The organism is Burkholderia sp. B10 (genome assembly GCF_004368385.1).
Classification (GTDB): domain Bacteria; phylum Pseudomonadota; class Gammaproteobacteria; order Burkholderiales; family Burkholderiaceae; genus Burkholderia; species Burkholderia vietnamiensis.
In genome coordinates, this window is sequence record NZ_PQMX01000047.1 from 1 (window position 1) to 19521 (window position 19521).

At 68.5% G+C, this 19521-nt stretch carries 16 protein-coding genes; 10 read left to right on the forward strand and 6 right to left on the reverse strand.

The window, feature by feature from the left end; translation table 11 throughout:
- Positions 1-472: 472 nt before the first annotated feature.
- Genes C3Y15_RS21660 through C3Y15_RS21670 form a run of 3 tightly spaced genes read left to right on the forward strand, consistent with a single transcriptional unit; the run spans position 473 to position 2398 of the window.
- Positions 473-841, forward strand: a complete 369-nt coding sequence (locus tag C3Y15_RS21660; protein ID WP_011881143.1) for a response regulator — start codon at positions 473-475, stop codon at positions 839-841.
- A complete protein-coding gene (locus C3Y15_RS21665) occupies positions 834-1460 on the forward strand; it encodes a chemotaxis protein CheC (protein ID WP_011881144.1) in 627 nt (208 codons plus the stop codon). Before C3Y15_RS21660 ends, C3Y15_RS21665 begins: the two co-directional genes overlap by 8 nt.
- Positions 1457-2398 (forward strand): sensor domain-containing diguanylate cyclase, encoded by a 942-nt coding sequence (locus tag C3Y15_RS21670; protein WP_011881145.1) that lies wholly within the window; start codon positions 1457-1459, stop codon positions 2396-2398. Before C3Y15_RS21665 ends, C3Y15_RS21670 begins: the two co-directional genes overlap by 4 nt.
- Before the next feature lie 22 nt (positions 2399-2420).
- Here the strand turns inward: C3Y15_RS21670 and C3Y15_RS21675 are convergent, their stop codons facing one another.
- Positions 2421-3305, reverse strand: coding sequence for an alpha/beta fold hydrolase (locus C3Y15_RS21675; protein ID WP_011881146.1), 885 nt, complete (start codon positions 3303-3305; stop codon positions 2421-2423).
- A 211-nt stretch (positions 3306-3516) separates the two neighbouring features.
- Between C3Y15_RS21675 and C3Y15_RS21680 the strand changes: the two genes are divergently transcribed.
- The 6 genes from C3Y15_RS21680 to C3Y15_RS21710 all read left to right on the forward strand — a co-directional run bounded on the left by C3Y15_RS21680 (position 3517) and on the right by C3Y15_RS21710 (position 10261).
- Entirely contained in the window at positions 3517-3849 is a 333-nt protein-coding gene (locus C3Y15_RS21680; protein WP_011881147.1) for a hypothetical protein, read from the forward strand.
- A 251-nt stretch (positions 3850-4100) separates the two neighbouring features.
- On the forward strand, positions 4101-4949 hold the full coding sequence (gene hpnD, locus C3Y15_RS21690) for a presqualene diphosphate synthase HpnD (RefSeq protein WP_014724262.1): 849 nt from the start codon (positions 4101-4103) through the stop codon (positions 4947-4949).
- A gap of 4 nt (positions 4950-4953) precedes the next feature.
- Entirely contained in the window at positions 4954-6210 is a 1257-nt protein-coding gene (gene hpnE / locus C3Y15_RS21695) for a hydroxysqualene dehydroxylase HpnE (RefSeq protein WP_069246587.1), read from the forward strand.
- 15 nt (positions 6211-6225) lie between these two features.
- The gene (shc, locus tag C3Y15_RS21700) at positions 6226-8199 is read left to right on the forward strand and encodes a squalene--hopene cyclase (RefSeq protein WP_014724264.1); all 1974 of its coding nucleotides are present in this window, start codon (positions 6226-6228) and stop codon (positions 8197-8199) included.
- 3 nt (positions 8200-8202) lie between these two features.
- Positions 8203-8910: a phosphorylase gene (locus tag C3Y15_RS21705; protein WP_069246586.1), complete on the forward strand. Its 708-nt coding sequence runs from the start codon at positions 8203-8205 to the stop codon at positions 8908-8910.
- Between the two features lie 187 nt (positions 8911-9097).
- Positions 9098-10261, forward strand: a complete 1164-nt coding sequence (locus tag C3Y15_RS21710; protein WP_034193760.1) for a GGDEF domain-containing protein — start codon at positions 9098-9100, stop codon at positions 10259-10261.
- Between the two features lie 234 nt (positions 10262-10495).
- Here the strand turns inward: C3Y15_RS21710 and C3Y15_RS21715 are convergent, their stop codons facing one another.
- Entirely contained in the window at positions 10496-11563 is a 1068-nt protein-coding gene (locus C3Y15_RS21715; protein WP_041494040.1) for a VacJ family lipoprotein, read from the reverse strand.
- On the reverse strand, positions 11556-14189 hold the full coding sequence (locus C3Y15_RS21720) for an MMPL family transporter (RefSeq protein ID WP_059561657.1): 2634 nt from the start codon (positions 14187-14189) through the stop codon (positions 11556-11558). The genes C3Y15_RS21715 and C3Y15_RS21720 overlap by 8 nt, the downstream gene beginning before the upstream one ends.
- 328 nt (positions 14190-14517) lie before the next feature.
- Between C3Y15_RS21720 and C3Y15_RS21725 the strand changes: the two genes are divergently transcribed.
- Positions 14518-15114, forward strand: a complete 597-nt coding sequence (locus tag C3Y15_RS21725; protein ID WP_011881155.1) for an ABC transporter substrate-binding protein — start codon at positions 14518-14520, stop codon at positions 15112-15114.
- Between the two features lie 258 nt (positions 15115-15372).
- Here C3Y15_RS21725 and C3Y15_RS21730 read toward each other — a convergent pair whose 3' ends face one another.
- From C3Y15_RS21730 to C3Y15_RS21740, 3 genes are all read right to left on the reverse strand, one after another.
- Positions 15373-16017 (reverse strand): response regulator transcription factor, encoded by a 645-nt coding sequence (locus C3Y15_RS21730; protein ID WP_011881156.1) that lies wholly within the window; start codon positions 16015-16017, stop codon positions 15373-15375.
- A 32-nt stretch (positions 16018-16049) separates the two neighbouring features.
- Complete coding sequence (locus tag C3Y15_RS21735) at positions 16050-17432, reverse strand: cache domain-containing protein (RefSeq protein ID WP_034193757.1); 1383 nt, start codon at positions 17430-17432, stop codon at positions 16050-16052.
- Positions 17433-17548: 116 nt separating this feature from the next.
- Positions 17549-19111 (reverse strand): GGDEF domain-containing protein, encoded by a 1563-nt coding sequence (locus C3Y15_RS21740; RefSeq protein ID WP_059462435.1) that lies wholly within the window; start codon positions 19109-19111, stop codon positions 17549-17551.
- Positions 19112-19521: the final 410 nt, after the last annotated feature.

Sequence of the window (19521 nt, forward strand, 5' to 3'; positions counted from 1 at the left end):
TCATTGAACAGGGCGACGAGGCTGGAGTGCCCCATCATAAACGAGTTGTGCACGCCCACCGTCTCGCCCGGACGCACCCGCAAACCTGTCGAATCCGACAGGGCTGCATTGAAAGAATGAAAACGCTATGAATCCGGCAGCGCAAACGTACACAAGGAAAAATTTTGCGTGCTTATCTCGAAAATGATCGAGCCTGTTTCGACAACGCGCGGAGATCGGACCGATTCTGTTCGAAATGGTGAAAATGGCGAGTTGCACCGCCTCCGGTTTACTCCGAGAATCGCCCCTTGCTTTCCCTATGACAGATACATGCGCCCGCCGGCGATTGCGGCGCGGTGTGTCGCGTGCTTCGTGCCGCGCCGCCCGCGTGCGATTGCAAGGCGGTGCCAGCGTTTGATTGCACGGCGCCTCAAGAACGGCGCCGAGCGGTCGTTAACGCGAGAGAGACCATTCCGTACACCGCTTCGCTGCCATGCCTTTGCCGATCGTGATCGCCGACGACTCCTTGCTCGCCCGCAAGCTTTTGACCAAGGCGTTGCCGGGAGACTGGGACGTTGACGTAGCATATGCGGCGAATGGTCATGAGGCCCTGGCGCTCTATCGTGACGGCAAAGCTTCCGTAATGTTTCTGGACCTGACGATGCCCGACATGACTGGCTATCAGGTCCTCGAGACACTGCGCCACGAAGATCTGAACACGTTCGTGATCGTGGTATCCGCCGATATTCAGCCGCAGGCGCGAGCCCGCGTGCGCGAACTCGGCGCGATCGCATTCGTAGCCAAGCCCGTGACGTCGGAGGCATTGCTGCCCATTCTCAAGGAGTATGGGTTGTATGCCTGAATCGGTGTTCACGGCGGAGCAACGCGACGCGTTGCAGGAAATCGCCAACCTCGCGATGGGTCGTGCCGCTGCACGGCTCGCGCTGCTGCTCGGCCACTTCATCGAGCTGTCGGTCCCGCGCGTGCGGGTCGTCGGGGCGTCGGAAGCCGGCGCCGCGCTGCGCGAGATGACGGGGATTCACGAGAACGTGACGGCCGTACGCCAGGGCTTCCGTTCCGACATCAAGGGCGAGGCGATCGTGCTGTGCCGCACCGCCGGCGTCGCGCGGCTCATGTCGCTGATGGAGCGCACGTTCGGCGACGGCGTGTATGCCGGCATGGCGACGCAGGACGAACTCGTGTTCGACGTCGCCAACGTGCTGATGAGCGCGTGCGTCGCGTCGATTCTCGACGAACTCGGCCGCAAGCCGGTGTTCTTCCCGCCCGGGCTGCTGGGCGCGAACGTGTCGTTCGAGGACGTATTCCAGCCGAACGCGCTCGCATGGAGCGTCGCGTTGCTGCTGGAAGTGAACTTCGGCCTCGAGGATCACGGGTTCCGCGCGCACTTCGTGATGCTGATGGCCGAGGATTCGATCCGGCTGATGGGCGACGCGCTCGACGCGTTGCTGTCCGCGCTATGAATACCGCCGGCACGCCGTCGTTGAGCGATCTCGTGATCGAGCGGGTCGGTTTCGGCCTGTTCGTGCTGGATCGCGCGATGAACGTGCTGATGTGGAACCGCTTCATGCAGGACCACAGCGGCACGGTGGCCGCCGATGTGATCGGCCGCAACCTGTTCGACTGCTTTCCGGATCTGCCGCGCGCGTGGCTCGAGCGCAAGCTCCAGAGCGTGTTCCAGCTCGGCAGCTTCGCGTTCAGCTCGTGGGAGCAGCGGCCCTACCTGTTTCGCTTCGAGCACGACCGGCCGATCACCGGCGGCGTCGACTACATGCAGCAGGACTGCACGTTCATGCCGCTCACGCGCGGCCGCGACGTCGAGGCCGTGTGCGTGACGATCTCGGACGTCACGCACGTGAGCGTGATGCAGCGCGAGCGCGAGGAGGCGGTCGCGAAGCTGCGCGAGCACGCGAACGTCGATGGCCTGACCGGCATCGCGAACCGGCGCTACTTCGAGGCGCGGCTCGGCGACGAATTCGCGCGCTGGCAGCGCTACGGCGGCGACCTGTCGGTGCTGCTGTTCGATCTCGATCACTTCAAGACGATCAACGACCGCTTCGGGCATGCCGTCGGCGACGCGGTGCTGCGCGAGACCGCGCGCCGCGTGGCGTCGATCGTGCGCGCCCAGGACACGTTCGGCCGCTTCGGCGGCGAGGAATTCGCGCTGCTGCTGCCCTGCACGAATCTCGACGAGGCGCTGCTCGTCGCCGACAAGGTGCGCGACGCGATCGGCAGCACGCCGGTCGAGGCGGAAGGCGTCAGCGTGGCGGTGACCGCGAGCGTCGGCGCCGCGTACGCGACGCCTGGGCTCGCATCGTGCGACGTGCTCGTCAACGGGGCCGACACCGCGCTGTATCGTGCGAAGCGGCTCGGACGCGACCGCTCGGTCGCGTTCGGCTGAGCGCGGCGGCGCTGCGCGCCGCTCAGCTTTTCGCGATATCCGCCAGCACGCCGGCGAGCACGGCGGGCTGCGACATGAACGGCGAATGGCTGCTGTCGAGCTGATGCACGTGGGTCGGATTGTCGGGCGCGAACGCATCGGCTTCGTCGATGAAGCGTTGTTGCAACGCGGGCAGCAGCACGCGGTCGGCCAGGCACTTGATGTAATGGCGATCGATCGCGCCCCACCGCGCGGCGCTGGTCGGGATCGCGGTCGCGAACGGCGCGGCCGGCACGTCGCAGGTCATCAGGTTCGCGACTGCGTCGAAATCGGCTTGCGGCACGTCGTCGTACAGCGCCTGTTTCAACTGCGCGCGATAGGCCGCATCGCCGCTGCGCGGATCGATCCGCAGCGCGCCGGCCACGCGCGGGCTCGCCAGCATCAGCGCGCCGAGCATGTCGCCGTGGTTCTCCGGCGCACGCACGTAGTCGAGGCCGGGCACGCCCGAGGCGGGCATGAACGCCGCGAGATAGACGAGCTTCGCGATCTTCTCCGGCGCGCGTTCCGCGGCGGCCGTGATCGCGAGGCCGCCCATGCTGTGCCCGACCAGAACGACCTTGCCGCGGCCGAGCGCATACGCGTCGTCGACGGCCTGCAGCACCTGGGTCGCGTAGTCGTCGAGCGTGGTGTTCGCGACCGGCGACGGCTCCGCGCCGAACGCGTCCTTGTCGAGCGGTCGTGCGAGATACGACGCGGGAAAGCGGGCGTTGATGCCGTGCGCGGGCAGGTCGCGCGCGATCGACAGATAACCGCGCGCGGCCAGCGCGGCCGCGACCGGCGCATAGGACCATGCGCCGTGCCACGCACCGTGCACGAGCACGAAAACGGGATGGTCGGACTGCTGGGCGGCGGTTACGTTCGTCTCCATGGCGTTCGTCTTGTTCGAGAGAGGTGTCCATCTTAGACGATGCGGCGCGCGTGCAAGCATGCGGACGCACATCGCGGCACGCGCCCGCCCCGCCGTTGCGTTGCGCGCGAAATGGCGCTATTTTGTGTCGTACAGATCACATTTCATAGTGATCTGATTTCAATATGTCACGAAGCGCGCCAATTTGGCGCTTTCGTTCCGATTGCGCCCCATGAACGTCGACTATCTCTTCTACCGCAAGCCGGACAAGCCCGGCCCCTATTCCCTCGACGATCTCGGCGACGTCGCGCCACCGATCGGCCCGACAGACGCCGTGCGTGCGGGCATCACGCGCGTGTTCGACGAGATCGACTGGCACGAATCGCCCGACGTGCCCGGCGCGTGGTTCGGCACCGGCGCGTCGTCGTTCCAGTTCACCGCGGAGCCCGACGGCCGCGTGACGAGCTTCATGGGCTCGCGGCTCGATCGTCGCGCGATGCTGCAACTCACGCGCGAAATGGGCCTCATCGCGCTCGACCTGCAGCGCGACATCGTTTACGGCTGAGGCCGCCCCGATGCCATTGCACGCGGGCGCCCGCCGCGCAGGCCCCGCGCGGCGGCCCGCGACGCGCGGAGAGTCTCCGCCATCGAACTTCAAAGATTGCTATACTTTCGCCCAATTCCGGCTTCCGGCCGGTAATTTATGCCTGTCTGCGTCGATCGTTCGCATATCTCGCACGCATCCGACGCCCTGACCAACCCAGCCGGGCCTGGCCTCTTCAATCGCCCCGCGTGGGTGTCTCCGTGGAGCTCGTCTTGGCCGTTTCCAATCTCGTCGTGGACGAACAAGAAACCGACGCCGCTGCCGTCACATCGGGCAGCTCCTTCTATCTGGCGATGCGCATCCTGCCGGCCGCGCAGCGCGACGCGATGTTCCAGGTCTACGCGTTCTGTCGCGCCGTCGATGACATCGCCGACAGCGACCTGCCGCGCGCCGAGCGCAACGCGGGCCTCGACCGCTGGCGCGCGGACATCGACGCGTGCTTCGCCGGCCAGCCGCCGCGCCATCTGGTTGCGCTCGAGCGCGAGATCCGCGCGTTCGACCTGCGCCGCGAAGACTTTCACGCCATGATCGACGGCATGGCGATGGACGCCGCCGAGGATATCTGCGCGCCCGACGAGCCGACGCTCGACCTGTTCTGCGATCGCGTCGCCAGCGCGGCCGGCCGCTTGTCGGTGAGGATTTTCGGGATCCCCGAAGCGGAAGGCATCGAGCTGTCGCACCATCTCGGCCGCGCGTTGCAGCTGACGAACATCCTGCGCGACATCGACGACGACGCGGCGATCAACCGCTGCTATCTGCCGCGCGAGCTGCTCGCGCGCGAGGGCATCGCGATCGCCGATCCCGCGACGATCGTGCGCGACCCGGCGCTGCCGCGCGTGTGCGCGACGCTCGTCGAACGCGCGCTCGCGCATTTCCGCGCCGCCGATGCGGTGATGGACACCTGCACGCGCGCGCAGGTGAAGGCGCCGCGCATCATGTCGGGCGCGTATCGCTGCATTCTGGAAGCCGCGATCGCGCGCGGTTTCGCGTATCCGCGCGCGCCGCTGCGCAAGCCGAAGGCGCGCATGCTGATGATCGCCGCGCGCTACGCGCTGTTCTGAGCCGATGCCCAGAACCGTCCACGTGATCGGTGCAGGACTCGCCGGCCTGTCGGCTGCCGTCGAGCTGCAACGCCGCGGGCGGCGCATCGTGCTGCACGACGCGCATGCGCAGGCGGGCGGCCGTTGCCGCTCGTGGTTCGACGGGATGCTGAACACGACGCTCGACAGCGGGCTGCATCAGGTGTTCGCGGGACAGACGGCGATGCAGCGCTATCTGCGCGGGATCGGCGCGGCCGACCAGCTGACGGGGCCGGCGCTCGCCGAATACCCGGTGGTCGACGTCGCGTCGCAGCAGCGCTGGACGCTGCGCTTCGGCAGCGGACACTGGCCGGCCTGGCTGTTCGACGCCGCTTCGCGCGCACCGGGCACCACGCCGCTCGACTACGCGGCGCTCGCTGCGCTCGCGTTCGCGCGCCCGGGCCGCTCGCTCGCGCAGACGATGCGATGCGACGGCGTGCTGTGGGACCGCTGGCTGCGGCCGTATTTCCTCGCGGCGCTGAATGTCGAGCCGCGCCACGCGAGCGCGGAGCTCGCGCTTGCGGTGCTGTGCGGGATGTTTGCCGCGGGCGGCGCGGGCTGCCGGCCGCTCGTCGCGCGCCACGGGCTCGGCAGCGCGTTCGTCGAGCCGGCGCTGCGGATGCTGCAGCACGGCGGCGCGCAGATCCGGCTGAACTCGCGGCTCGATGCACTCGAATTCGGCGCGCACGGCAATGCGGTCGATGCGGTCGCGATCGGCGGCGAGCGCATCGATCTCGCGCCGGGCGACGCGGTCGTGCTGGCCGTGCCGCCCGAGGTCGCGCAGCCGCTCGTGCCCGAGCTCACCGCGCCCGATGCGTTCAGCGCGGTCGTGACCGCGTATTTCGCGCACGACACGCCGGCGGCAGGCAGTGCGCTGCAGACGACGGTCGTCAACGGCGTCGTCGACGCGGTGCGCAGCGGCGCCGGCGCGCTCGCCGCGACGATCCGCGATGCGGGCCGCTGGCTCGACATGCCGCGCGATGCGCTCGCGCGGCGCGTCTGGGAAGATGTCGCGCGCGTGAGCGGCGCGCGTCCGGAACCGCTTCCCGCGTGGCAGCTCGTCGTCGAGCCGCGCGCGGGCTTTGCGGCGGTGCCGTCGCAGGAAATGAAACGTCCGGCCGTGCGCACGCGCTGGACCAATCTCGTGCTGGCGGGCGACTGGATTGCCACCGGTTTGCCCGCCACGATCGAGGGCGCGATCCGTTCCGGCCAGCTGGCCGCGGACGTGCTCCAGACACAGTAAGCAACAGAGGGACCGATGAACGATCTCACCGATATGGCTAACCTGTCCGCCGGCACCGTGCCGGCCGGACTCGACGCGTCCGTCGCCCGCGCGACCGACGCGCTGCTGGCCGCACAGAACGCGGACGGACACTGGGTCTACGAACTCGAAGCCGATTCGACGATTCCCGCCGAATACGTGCTGCTCGTCCACTTTCTCGGCGAGACGCCGAATCTCGAGCTCGAACAGAAGATCGGCCGCTATCTGCGCCGCATCCAGCAGGCCGACGGCGGCTGGCCGCTGTTCACCGACGGCGCGCCGAACGTCAGCGCGAGCGTGAAGGCGTATTTCGCGCTGAAGGTGATCGGCGACGACGAGAATGCCGAGCACATGCAGCGCGCGCGGCGCGCGATCCACGCGATGGGCGGCGCCGAGATGTCGAACGTGTTCACGCGCATCCAGCTCGCGCTGTTCGGCGCGATTCCGTGGCGCGCGGTGCCGATGATGCCGGTCGAGATCATGCTGCTGCCGCAGTGGTTCCCGTTCCACCTGTCGAAGGTGTCGTACTGGGCGCGCACCGTGATCGTGCCGCTGCTGGTGCTGAACGCGAAGCGGCCGCTCGCGAAGAACCCGCGCGGCGTGCGGATCGACGAGCTGTTCATCGACCCGCCGGTCAACGCCGGGCTGCTGCCGCGTCAGGGCCACCAGAGCCCCGGCTGGTTCGCCTTCTTCCGCGTGGTCGACCATGCGCTGCGCGCGGCGGACGGCCTGTTCCCGAGCTACACGCGCGAACGCGCGATCCGCCAGGCCGTGTCGTTCGTCGACGAGCGCCTGAACGGCGAGGACGGGCTCGGCGCGATCTATCCGGCGATGGCCAACGCCGTGATGATGTACGACGTGCTCGGCTATCCCGAAGATCATCCGAATCGGGCGATCGCGCGCAAGTCGATCGAGAAGCTGCTCGTCGTGCACGACGACGAAGCGTATTGCCAGCCGTGCCTGTCGCCGGTGTGGGACACGTCGCTCGTCGCGCATGCGCTGCTCGAAACCGGCGACGCGCGTGCGGAGCAAGCTGTGCTGCGCGGCCTCGACTGGCTGCGTCCGCTGCAGATCCTCGACGTGCGCGGCGACTGGATCTCGCGCCGTCCGAACGTGCGCCCCGGCGGCTGGGCGTTCCAGTACGCGAACGCGCACTACCCCGACGTCGACGACACGGCCGTGGTCGTGATGGCGATGGATCGCGCGCAGAAGCTGCAGAACACGGACACGTATCGCGAATCGATCGCGCGCGCGCGCGAATGGGTCGTCGGCATGCAGAGCAGCGACGGCGGCTGGGGCGCGTTCGAACCGGAAAACACGCAGTACTACCTGAACAACATCCCGTTCTCCGATCATGGCGCGCTGCTCGATCCGCCGACGGCCGACGTGTCGGGCCGTTGCCTGTCGATGCTGGCGCAGCTCGGCGAAAGCGCGCTGAGCAGCGAGCCGGCCCGCCGCGCGCTCGACTACATGCTCAAGGAGCAGGAGCCGGACGGCAGCTGGTACGGGCGCTGGGGGATGAACTACGTGTACGGCACGTGGACGGCCCTGTGCTCGCTGAACGCAGCCGGCCTCGGGCCGGAAGATCCGCGCGTGAAGCGCGCCGCACAGTGGCTGCTGTCGATCCAGAACAAGGACGGCGGCTGGGGCGAGGACGGCGACAGCTACAAGCTCAACTACCGCGGCTTCGAACCGGCGCCGAGCACGGCGTCGCAGACCGCGTGGGCGCTGCTCGGCCTGATGGCCGCCGGTGAAGTGAACCACCCGGCCGTCGAGCGCGGGATCGGCTACCTGATCGCGCAGCAGAACGACGAAGGCCTGTGGGACGAGACGCGCTTCACGGCGACCGGCTTCCCGCGCGTGTTCTATCTGCGCTACCACGGCTATCGCAAGTTCTTCCCGCTGTGGGCGCTCGCGCGCTATCGCAACCTGAAGCGCGCCAACGCGACGCGCGTGACGGTCGGGATCTGACGCGTGGCTGCGACGCTGCACACCGGCACGTTGCCCGTCATCGCCGTCACGGGGATGGCGTTCGAGGCGCGCATCGCGCGCGGTCACGGCGTCGAGGCCGTATTCGCCGCACGCGCCGACCGGCTCGAGCGCGCGCTCGCCGAGGCGACCGCGCGCGGTTGTGCGGGCATCGTGAGCTTCGGCACGGCGGGCGGGCTCGCGCCCGATCTGGCGCCGGGCGCGCTCGTGATCGCGGACGCGATCGACGGGCCGTTCGGCCGCGTGCAGACCGATCCGGCCTGGAGCACGCGGCTCGTCGCCGCGTTGCACGACACGCCGGTGTGGTCGCGCGTCACGCGCGGCACGATGGCGGCCGTCGGCGCACCGGTGGTCAGCGAGCAGGAAAAGACGTCGCTGAATCGCGCCAAGGGCGCGCTCGCGGTCGACATGGAATCGCATATCGCAGCCGCGTTCGCGGCGTCGCGCGGCGTGCCGTTCGCGGTGTGCCGCGCGATCGTCGATCCCGCCTGGCGCACGCTGCCGCGCGCGGCGACGGCCGGGCTGCGCGACGACGGCAGCACGGCCATCCTGCCGATCCTGCGCGAACTGCTGAAGCAGCCGTCGCAGCTCGGCCCGCTGCTGCAGGTGGCCGCCGACGCGCGCGCGGCGCGCACGACGCTGATCCAGGCGCGGCACGCGTTCGAGCGTGCGGGCGCGATGCGGATGGTCTGAGCGGCGCGCGCCGCGTTTCGTTTCTCGTGCCGCTGCGTTGCCTGATTTCGCGCACGCGCACACGAGCGTCGTTCGCGGAAAATCGAGCGTCGGGATTGCGGCTGCCGCGATGAGCAGCACATCGTCGTCGAGATTCGCGCCGCGTTCCGCGGTAATCTGGCGAACCCCGATTTGGTCTACGACTGACATGCTCGATCCTGCCATGGCTATCGCCACGTCCGCACTCATGAGCGCGGTGCTGCTGGTGCTGCTCGGTTCGCTGCTCCGATCGGGGATACCGGGCGTGCTCGAATGGTTCGCCGCCAATGTCGCGACCGTCGTCGCTCTGCCGCTGTTCCTGATGCGGTTCAGGATTCCGGATACCCTGTCCGTCGTTGCTGCAAACATGCTGATGGCATGGGCGGCCGTCGCCTACTATGCCGGCTGTGCCCGTTTTCTGGGGCGTCCGGCCCACTGGCCGGTGCTGATGGTCTCCCTTCTGCCGCTGGGAATCGCGCTCGTCTACTGGCGCTATGCGGTCGACAGCATTCCGCTTCGTGTACTCGTCACCACGCTGTTCACTGCTGCGGTTTGCATCGCGGTCGCGCTTCTGGTGCTCCGGCACCGCCCGTCCGGACGATCGGCCTATTCCTATCGCGTGACCGCCGCGATGGCATTCCTCTTCGCGTTATGCCAGATCGCGCGCGGGATCTATTTCATGACGCTGGACGAAGCGTCGAGCCCGCTGATGTTCGCCTCCACCGGCAACGTGATCTTGCTGGTCGCGGCCGCGGCGATCATGCCGACGCTATCGATGTCCTCGATGATGATGGTGCACGACGTACTGCTCGCCGACGCGCGCGAGGCCGCGAACCGCGACTTCCTCACCGGCGCGCTTTCGCGCAAGGGCTTTGAAGCCGTTGCACACGTCCAGTTGGCGGAAGCGGGCAGGCAGGGTTCGCCGACCGCGCTGCTGATCGTCGATCTCGATCATTTCAAGGCGATCAACGATACGCTCGGCCATGCTGGCGGGGACGCCGTGCTGCGCGAATTCGTCCGCGTGACGCAGATGCAACTGAGGCGTGGCGACGTGCTTGGCCGCATGGGCGGCGAAGAATTTGCCGTGCTGCTGCCGGCAACGGCGCTGGACGACGCGCGGGCCATCGCGGAGCGGCTGCGCCATGCAGTCGCTGCCCAGCCCATGACGACCGCCGCCGGGCCGTGTCGATACAGCATCAGTTGCGGCGTGGCCGGCTGGCGAGCGGGCGAAACCCTGGACCACCTGAGCGCGAGAGCGGACGCAGCCCTCTACGAGGCGAAGCGCTCGGGACGCAACCGGGTGTGCCTTCACGGGGACCTCGCCATCGTGTAACGGCGAGCGGTTGCGCTGCGCGTCGGGCACGCGTGCGGGGGCTTCTACACGGCTTCGTGACGGCGACCTGGTAGCGATCTCGCGGGCTTGCTCGAACGGATCGCGCCATACCGCGTCAACCATGCTGCCGCCCAAAAAACAAAACCCCATGTTCCGAGAAACATGGGGTTCGTCGACGGTTCGAGCGCTGCATGATGCAGCGCTCGCCGGCATTGCGGCCGGCGCGGTGCCGCGTTACTGCGCGGCAGGCGCGCTCGCGGGGAGCGTCGGCATTGCCGGCGCGATCGGTGCGCCGTTGGCGGCCGGCGCAGTCGTTGCGCCGGTCGACGCCGATGCAGGCGTTGCCGGCGCCGCAGCGGGTGCTGCAGACACAGCAGGCACGGCGGACGCGGCAGGCACGGCAGAAGCCGCCGCCGCGCTCGCAGGCATCGCACTGTCCGCGCCCGGATCGTCGTACTGCGGCAAGCCGGCCGCGGCCGGCGCATTGTTCGGCGCTGCACCCGCTGCGCCGCCCGCGTCGCCCGGATCTTCGTAATTCGGCAGCCCCGGCGCGGACGGCGCGGCCGCCGGCGCCGCGCCCGATTCATCGGGCTGCGCGTAGTTCGGCGCTTCGGCCGACGCCGATTCGCCGTGGAACGTGAGCGACTTGCGCTGCTGCAGATACGCATCGCGGACGAACGAGTACGGATCGAGCGCCGCCTGCTTCAGCAGATCGGTCGCGCCGAGCAGGTCCGAACGCGCGCTGACGAACTGCGCGATGTACATCGGATTGCGCACGGCCGGCTCGATGTAGTTGAGCAGGTTGAAGCGCACGTCGACCGCGCGGCCGACGCCGTCGCGGATCGTGCTCGGCCCGAACACCGGCAGCACCAGGTACGGACCGGCCGGCATGCCCCAGCGCGCCATCGTCAGCCCGAAGTCCTGGTGATGCTTCGGCAGCCCTGCGGGCGTCGCGATGTCGATCAGGCCGCCGACGCCGAATACCGAGTTCATCGCGACGCGCATCAGATCCTGCGTCGCGTCGGTAATGCGCAGCTGCAACAGGTTGTTCGCGATGTTGCCGAGGTCGCCGAGGTTCGAGAAGAAGTTGCTGATCGCGGTACGCAGCGGCGTCGGCGTGATCTTCTGATAGCCCTTCGCGATCGGCTGGGCGATGTGCGTGTCGACCGTGTCGTTGAACGTGTACACCGCTCGATTCACCGGCTCGAACGGGTCGTTGGGGTTGCGGTTCGGGCCCGTCGCGCAGCCGCTCAGCAGAGCGCCGGCGGCGACGGTCACCGTCATGATTCGCACCTTATTCATTGTTTCCTTGCGATTGGTTCTTGACGCGCTTCACGCGCGGTTTGCCCATCAGAACGGGCTGAAATACCACGGCGCCGATCAGCGTGCAGGTCAACGCGAGCGCGAGCAGCTTGCCCATGCTCGACGTGCCCGGATGGTGCGATAGCCACAGGCTGCCGAACGCGGTCGCCGTCGTCGCGGCGCTGAACAGCACCGCGTGCGTGAGGCTCGAATGCAGCAGCCCCGTCTGCCCGGCGCGCCACGCCATCACGAAGTACACCTTGAACGCGACGCCGACGCCGAGCATCAGCGGCAGCGCGATGATGTTCGCGAAGTTCAGCGACATGCCGAGCACGACGCACATCTCGAGCGTCACGAGCCCCGACACGAGCAGCGGCACCAGCGTGCGCAGCACGTCGCCGAAGCGGCGCAGCGTGATCCACAACAGGATCGTGATCGAGATGATCGACCACAGCGCCGCGTGCTGGAACGCCTTGATGATCGTCTCCGCGGAATGCAGGATCGAGATCGGGCCGCCGATCGCGCCCGGCTCGGCCGCCTTCACGGCCTTCGCGAAGCGGCGCAGCATCGTGTCGTCGTTCGGGTCGACGCCCTTCGGCACCTTCGGCGAAATCTGCACGAGCGCGTGGCCGTCCGGCGCGACCCAGTCGCGCACCAGTTGCGGCGGCAACGATTCGCGCGTCACGTCCTGCGGTTGCAGCAGCGTCGCGAGCTGCTCGAGCGCGATACGCAGCGTGTCGGAGAACGCGTGTTCGGCGCGATCGCGCGTCGCGGCGTCGGCTGCGGCGAGCTTCGCGAGCGATGCCGACAAGTGCTGCGCGGCGGCCGCGCCCGGGCCCGGATGATCTTCCGCCGCGTAGCTCAGCAGGTCCGACACGCGCTTGAGCGCGGCGACGCGCTGCGCGTCGGTGGCGGGCGGCGCGGCCGGCTGCGTGAGCGCGGGCAGCAGATCGCTCGCGGCCGCGGCGATCGCCGCGCGCTTCTCCGGCTGGTCGGTCGGAATGAACGTCGACAGCGTCGTCGTGCGCCCCACTTCCGGCAGCGCGTCGAGGCGCTTGGCGGCCGCGTCGGCCGCGGCCAGCGACGGCGCGAGCAGCGTGACGTCGTTGACGGCCGCTTCGGGCGAATCCTTCAGCGCGAGCAGCGTCGCCATCGATTCGCTGTGCGGATCCTTCAGGTGCAGCGGGTTGAAGTCGAAGCGCAGGAACAGCAGCAGCGGCAGCGCGCCGATCACGACGCCGAGCGTGCCGATCAGGATCGGCTTGCGATGGCGATCGAGGAAATCGTCGACCGGCGCGAGCCACGGGAAGCCCGGCGTCTTCGATTCGCCCGGCGGCGCGAACAGGCGCAGCAGCGCCGGCAGCAGCGTGAGCGTGCTCAGCAGCGCGATGAACATCCCGACGCCCGCGATCAGGCCGAGCTCGGACACGCCGCGATAGGCGGTCGGAATGAACGAGAAGAAGCTCGCCGCGACCGCCGTGGTCGCGAGCGCGAGCGGCATGCCCATCGAGTGCGCGGCGCCGATCAGCGCGTGATCGATGCGCGGGTCGCGGAAGCGTTCCTCGCGGTACTTCACGCCGTACTGGATCGAGAAATCGACGCCGAGGCCGACGAACAGCACCATGAACGCGACCGAGATCATGTTCAGCGAACCGACCATCGCGAGGCCGAGCGCGGCCGTCACGACGAGGCCGACGAACAGCGTGACCAGCACCGAGCCGATCATCCGCTTGGAGCGCAGCGCGAGCCACAGGATCACGAGCACCGCGAGCAGCGTGAGCACGCCGTTGAGCGCGGCGCCGTCCTCGACCGAGGCGAATTCGTCGTCGGCGAGCGGCTGCTCGCCGGTGATGCGCACGACCGCGCCATAGCGTTGCGTGAGGTCGAGCGCCTTCGCGGTGTCGCGGATCACCTGCGTGGCTTGGGCGCCGGCCTTCAGCGCGCCGTAGTTCACGACCGGCTGCACCGTGACGAACGCGCGCGCCGGCTGCCGTGCGGCGTCGGCGTCGACCAGCCCGCGCCACGAAAACGCGGCCGGCTTGCCGGCCAGCACGTCGTCGACCGTCGCGGCGCTGCGTGCGAGCAGCTTGGCCATCTCGGGCAGCTTTACCTGGCCGGTCAGCAGCGGCTGGCCGAGCAGCGTGGACAGCGTCGTCGCGAGGCCCGTCAGGCTCGGGTTCTTCGCGAGCTCGTTGACGAGCGGCCGCGCGCTCGCGAGTTGCGTCGTCGTGTCCGACACTTCCTGCGGCGACAGGAACAACAGGCCGTTGTGCTCGAAGAACGGCCCGCCGCCGGGCTCGGCGACCTGGCCGATGCGGCCCGCGTCGGACTGCTTTTGCAGCGCGCCCGTGAGCGCGTGCGCGGCGGCCGTCGCGAACTCGGGCGCGGGCGCCTCGACGACCGCGAGGATCGTGCCGTTACGTTGCGGGAACGCGTTGTCGACCGCCTGACCCAGCGCGGCCCATTGCGGCTCGGCATCGACGAGCTTGCTGATGTCCGTGTTGATCTTGAAGTGCTGTGCCACGTACACGCCGCTGCATGCGGCAATGACGAGCGACAGCACGACGACCAGGACGGGGCGGCGTACCGACCATGCAACGAGTCGGATGATGAGAGATGTCACCATTTGGCGGTGGGGAGCGGCTGGCAAGGGCAAAGCAACGAGTATACCGGCGCAACGTGCGCTCGGTCGTGACGATGGCTCGTAAAGGGGCGGGAAGGATATTTGCTCCGCATAGCGGGAATCGGCCCCGCGCACCGGCAATTGGTAAGCGTGTGCTTAATAATCGGCACGCCTCGCCGCGCTATGCAGCGGCTGTGACAAAGGGGGCTGAAAGGTAACAGTCGGTCACGGCACGGCAGGCGCGCGTGCGGGCCGCTATACTTCGACCCACCGGCCGCTGCAATCGGTGCAATGCGCCGGCCGTTTTTTCTCATCGAGTGCGAATATCCGTATGAAACGTCATCTGTTTGCTTTCGTCGCGGCGGCCGCCGTGTCGGTTTCCGCTTTCGCGCAGAGCGCGCCGGTCGACGTCGTCCGCAATGCGGTCGAAGGCACCGTCAATGCGATGAAGGCCGATCCGGTCGCGCGCAGCGGCAACATGGCGAAGGTCACGCAAGTCGTCGAGCAGCGCTTCCTGCCCGCGACCAACTTCGAGCGCACGACGCGCATCGCGGTCGGCGACGCCTGGAAGCAGGCGAACCCGCAACAGCAGCAGGAGCTGTACAAGCAGTTCAAGCTGCTGATGACGCGCACCTATGCGGCGTCGCTCGCGCAGCTCGGCAGCCAGGACGCGAAGTTCTCGTTCAAGGCCGGCGGTGCATCGGGCGCCGATGCGCTGGTGCAATCGACGGTGACGACGCCCGGCGACAGCCAGTCGGTCGGCTACCGGCTCGGCAAGGTCGGCAACGACTGGAAGATCTACGACATCGACATGTCGGGCGCATGGCTGATCCAGGTCTATCAGGGCCAGTTCAAGAGCCAGCTCGCGTCGGGCGGCATCGACGGCTTGATCGCGTATCTGCAGAAGCACAACGCGCGCACGAACTGAGCGACGCGCTCGGTCGGTCCGTATGAATCAAGGGCGCTCCAGGGCGCCCTTTTTCATTGGCGTGCGGCCGAAATCCAGCTGGCGTGCGCAAGCGGTCGACGGGGTGATATACGTCGCGTGAACGGGGCGATGCCGTGGCGGGCCATCCGCTCGGCAGGCGACGACCTCCTTTTGCGGTCGCCGCCGCCGCACATGGCCACTGCGCGACGGTGGAACTGCCACGCGACGCACGCGCGCGCCCTGCCCTGCCCAGCCCCGCTACCGCCGCCGATGCTCGACCGCGAACTTGATCAGCTCCGCCTGCCCTTCGATGTCGAGCTTGCGTTTCAGATTGAGCCGGTGCGTCTCGACCGTGCGCACCGACAGCCCCGTCTGCTGCGCGATCTGCTTGCTCGACAGCCCCTCGGCCAGCGCGTCGAGGATGTCGCGTTCGCGCGGCGTCAGCCGGTCGAGCGGCGACGCGGTCGCGCTCGCGTGGATCATGCGCGCGGCCAGCCCTTCGCTGAAAAACGTCTGCCCGGCCAGCACCGCGCCGATCGCGCGCACGATCTCGCTCGCCGGCGAATCCTTCAGCAGATAACCGCTCGCGCCGGCGCGCACCGCTTGCGTCACGTATTCGAGGTTGTCGTGCATCGACAGCATCAGCACGCGAATCGCCGGAAAGCGTTCGTGGAAGACGCCGGCGAGCGTGATGCCGTTCATCCCGTTCATGCCGACGTCCATCAGCGCGAGATCGGGCTCGAGCGACGCGGCGAGCGCGAGCGCCTCGTCCGCGTTGCCGGCTTCGCCGACCACGGACAGGTCGGCGGCCTCGAGCCGCATCCGCAGCCCGTCGCGCACCAGCGGGTGATCGTCGACGAGCAGCAGTCGGGCGGCGGGCCGGGCGGTGTCGGGTGGGCTCATCGGCAAAGGTCTCCGGTTATGGTGGCGCGTCGTCACGCGGCGGCGCGCAGCGGCACGCGCGCGGCCACGACGGTGTGGCCGACCTGCGACGCGATCGTCAGCGTGCCGCCGAGCGCGTCGAGGCGCTCGCGCATGTTGCGCAGCCCGATTCCGCGGCGCGCGTCGGTTTGCGTGCGCTCGGCATCGAAGCCGCAGCCGTTGTCGGCGATGCTCAGCGTGACCGCATGCGCGCCGACGTCGAGCGTGACGGCCGCGCGCGACGCATGCGCATGATGCACGATGTTGCTGAGCGCTTCCTGTGCGATCCGGAACAGCGCCGTGTTGACGGGCGCCGGCAACGGCCGCGCGCCGCTGTGCGCGACCTGCGTGTAGCCGATGTCGATGCCGCTTTGCTCGCCGAGCTCGCGCACGAGCTGCTCGAGCGCGGCCGCGAGGCCGAGATCGTCGAGCATCGCCGGGCGCAGCGCATGGGAGATGCGCCGCACCTCGCGCAGCGTGTCGCCGAGCCGGCCGATGCCGGACGCGAGCGCCTGCTCGGCTGCGGGCATGCGCGTCGCGCCGCGCTCGAAGCGCGCGAGCGCGGATTCGAGCATCAGCTTCGCCGACACCATCATCTGGCTGATCCCGTCATGCAGTTCGCGCGACAAGCGCTCGCGCTCCTGTTCCTGCGATTCGACGACGCGCTGCGCGAGCTGCTTGAGCTTTGCGTCGGCGCTGCGCGACTCGCTGACGTTGAGCACCAGCGCGCACACGGCGATCGCCGCGGCGCCGGTCAGCGCGATCGCGGTGAGCCAGCTCATCGTGCGCTCGATGTTCGCCGACGCGCGCGCGTCGATGCGCTGCAGCGCGGTGTCGACGTCGTCGAGATAGATGCCGGTGCCGAGCATCCAGCCCCAGCGATCGAGCGCGACGACGTAGCCGAGTTTCGGCGCGATCCTGCCGGTGGACGGCCGCTGCCACGCGTAGCGCACGTAGCCGCCGCCGTGCGACGCGGCGCCGATCAGCTGCTGCATCGTCAGCGCGCCCTGCGGGTCGCGCATCGACCAGAAGTTGTGGCCGACCCGCTCGGGCTCGCGCGGATGCATCAGCGAATTGCCGTGCAGGTCGTATACGAAGAAATAGCCGTCCGGGCCGAAGTCCATCTTCTGCAGCATCGCGAGCGCCTGCGTGCGCAGCATCGCGTCGTCGCGGCCGTTGCGGCCGCTCGCTTCGTACAGCGGCATGATCGCGCTGGTCGCGAGCTCGACGTAATGCTTGAGCTCGCCTTCCTTGCTCGCCAGATACGCCGCCTCGATCGTCGCGTGCTGCGTGCGAGCGAGCGAGGTCGCCTGCTGGCGCACGCCGAAGCCGATCCCGGCGATCGCGAGCAGGAACGGCACGATGGCCAGGAGGAATATCTTCGCCTTGAGTCTCATGGTGGTCCGAAGCGGGCGCGGCGGTGCGCACGCGTGCTGCGCGCGGCGGCGCGGCGAGCCGACATTGTCGGCGATTTTGCGGTGCGCGGCGACGGTCGGTGCCGGCCGGCCGCCGCTCAGGCGCGGCGCGGTGCGCGCTCGCCGTCGGCCGCCGTGTGCACGACGACCTGGTTGCGCCCGCTCGCCTTCGCGCGATACAGCGCGTCGTCGGCGAGTTTCAGCGCGGCCTGGATGGTGTCGCCGCGTTCCGGATAGCAGGTCGTCACGCCGATGCTCGCGGTCACGCGGCCGCACATGCCCGCATCGTGGCGGATGCCGAGATCGAGGATGCCGGTGCGGATCGTCTCGGCGATCGCGACGGCGCCGTCCGTGTCGACGTCGGGCAGCACGACGACGAATTCCTCGCCGCCGTAGCGGGCCGCGTAATCGGCCGGCCGGCGCAGGCAGCCGGCGATGCAGCGGCCGACCGCGGCGAGCGCATCGTCGCCGGCCTGATGGCCCTGTGTGTCGTTGTAGCGCTTGAAATGATCGACGTCGACGAACAGCAGCGACAGCGCGTGCTGCGAGCGCGCGGCGCGCCGCCATTCGCGCGCGAGCGTGACGTCGAGCATGCGGCGGTTGTCGAGCCCGGTGAGGCCGTCGGTGCGCGCCAGCGCCTGCAGCTCGGCTTCCGCGCGCTGGCGCTTGCGCAACTGCACGTCGAGCAGCAGCGACAGCCCGATGAAGCCGATCGCGAGCGCGACCATCGCCGAGCCGATCGGGATCGCGCGGTCGTACCACGCGGCGTAGGTGTCGGCTTCGGAGCGCGCGACCATCAGGATCAGCGGCAGGTTCTCGAGGTGGCGGAACACGTACAGGCGGCGCACGCCGTCGATCGTCGCGGTGTCGGTGAAACTGCCCTCGCTTGCCGTCATGAAATGGCGGAACGTGCTTGCATGGCTGATGTCGCGGCCGACGATCGACGGATCGTACGGTTGACGCGCGACCATCCGGCCGTTGGTCTTGATCAGCGCGACCGAGCCGCGATCGCCGAGCGCCAGCCGCGCAAACAGGTTCTGGAAATATTCGAGCCGGATCGACATCACCGCGACGCCGCCGAACGACCCGTCGGGCCGCGTGATCCGTCGGCTGAGCGCGATGCTCAGGGAGCCGTCGCGCAGCCGCGAATGGTAAGGGTCGCTCACGTACAGCCCGACGTCCGGATGATCGCGATGGACGGCGAAATACGCTTCGTTGGCGAAGTTGAACTTGCGCGGGATGTCGGTCTTGCCGTCGACCGCGATGTCGCCGTTCGCGTCGAGCACGTAGATGCCGCCGAGGTATTTGGCCGTGGTCGCGCGGTCGAACAGCACCTGGCGCCGCAGCGGCATCGGCAGATTCGCGACTGCCGGGTCGTTCGCGCCGTCGACGACCGCCTGTAGCGACAGCGAGTAGATTTCGATGTTGCGCTCGATGTCCCACGACGCCATCAGCGCGATGTTCTGCTGCGTGGTGCGGGCGCGGTCGCGCGCGTCGATGCGGCCTTCGTACAGCACGATCGCGCACAGCAGCAACAGCAGCAGACCGATCAGCAGCCCCGAGTAGAAGATCAGGTGCGGCAGCAGCGCACGGCGCACGCGAGCGACGACGCGGCCGGTCCGGCGGGATTCGCGGGGCACTGCGTAGTCGGTTTCAGCCATGGCGCATGGAACGATGGGCATCGCGGCCGGACGGCGAGCCGATGCGATTATTCGTGTGACACGTAGCTGGCGGTCCGATACGCGCCCCCGGGGCGCCCGCGCTGACGGACCATCGAAAGACGAATGCCGATCGTCGGCAATCGCATCCGGGCGAACCGATCAGATCGCGTTCGCGGATGGGTTTATTCGTGAATCGAAGGTCGTACGAATCGTGCCGCAGATGGGTCCGAGTATAACGCGCGCATCAAGTGGCGCTGAATATGTCGCGCACCGTTGATTCGGATCAAATTGGGGTTTTAACCTCTACTTGCAAATTGCGCGCGGAAGGCAATTGGGTGACCGATTGCGCGGACGCGAGCCGCGATATTCATATTGAAAAACGGGCGGCCGAAATCGGCCACCCGTCTCGT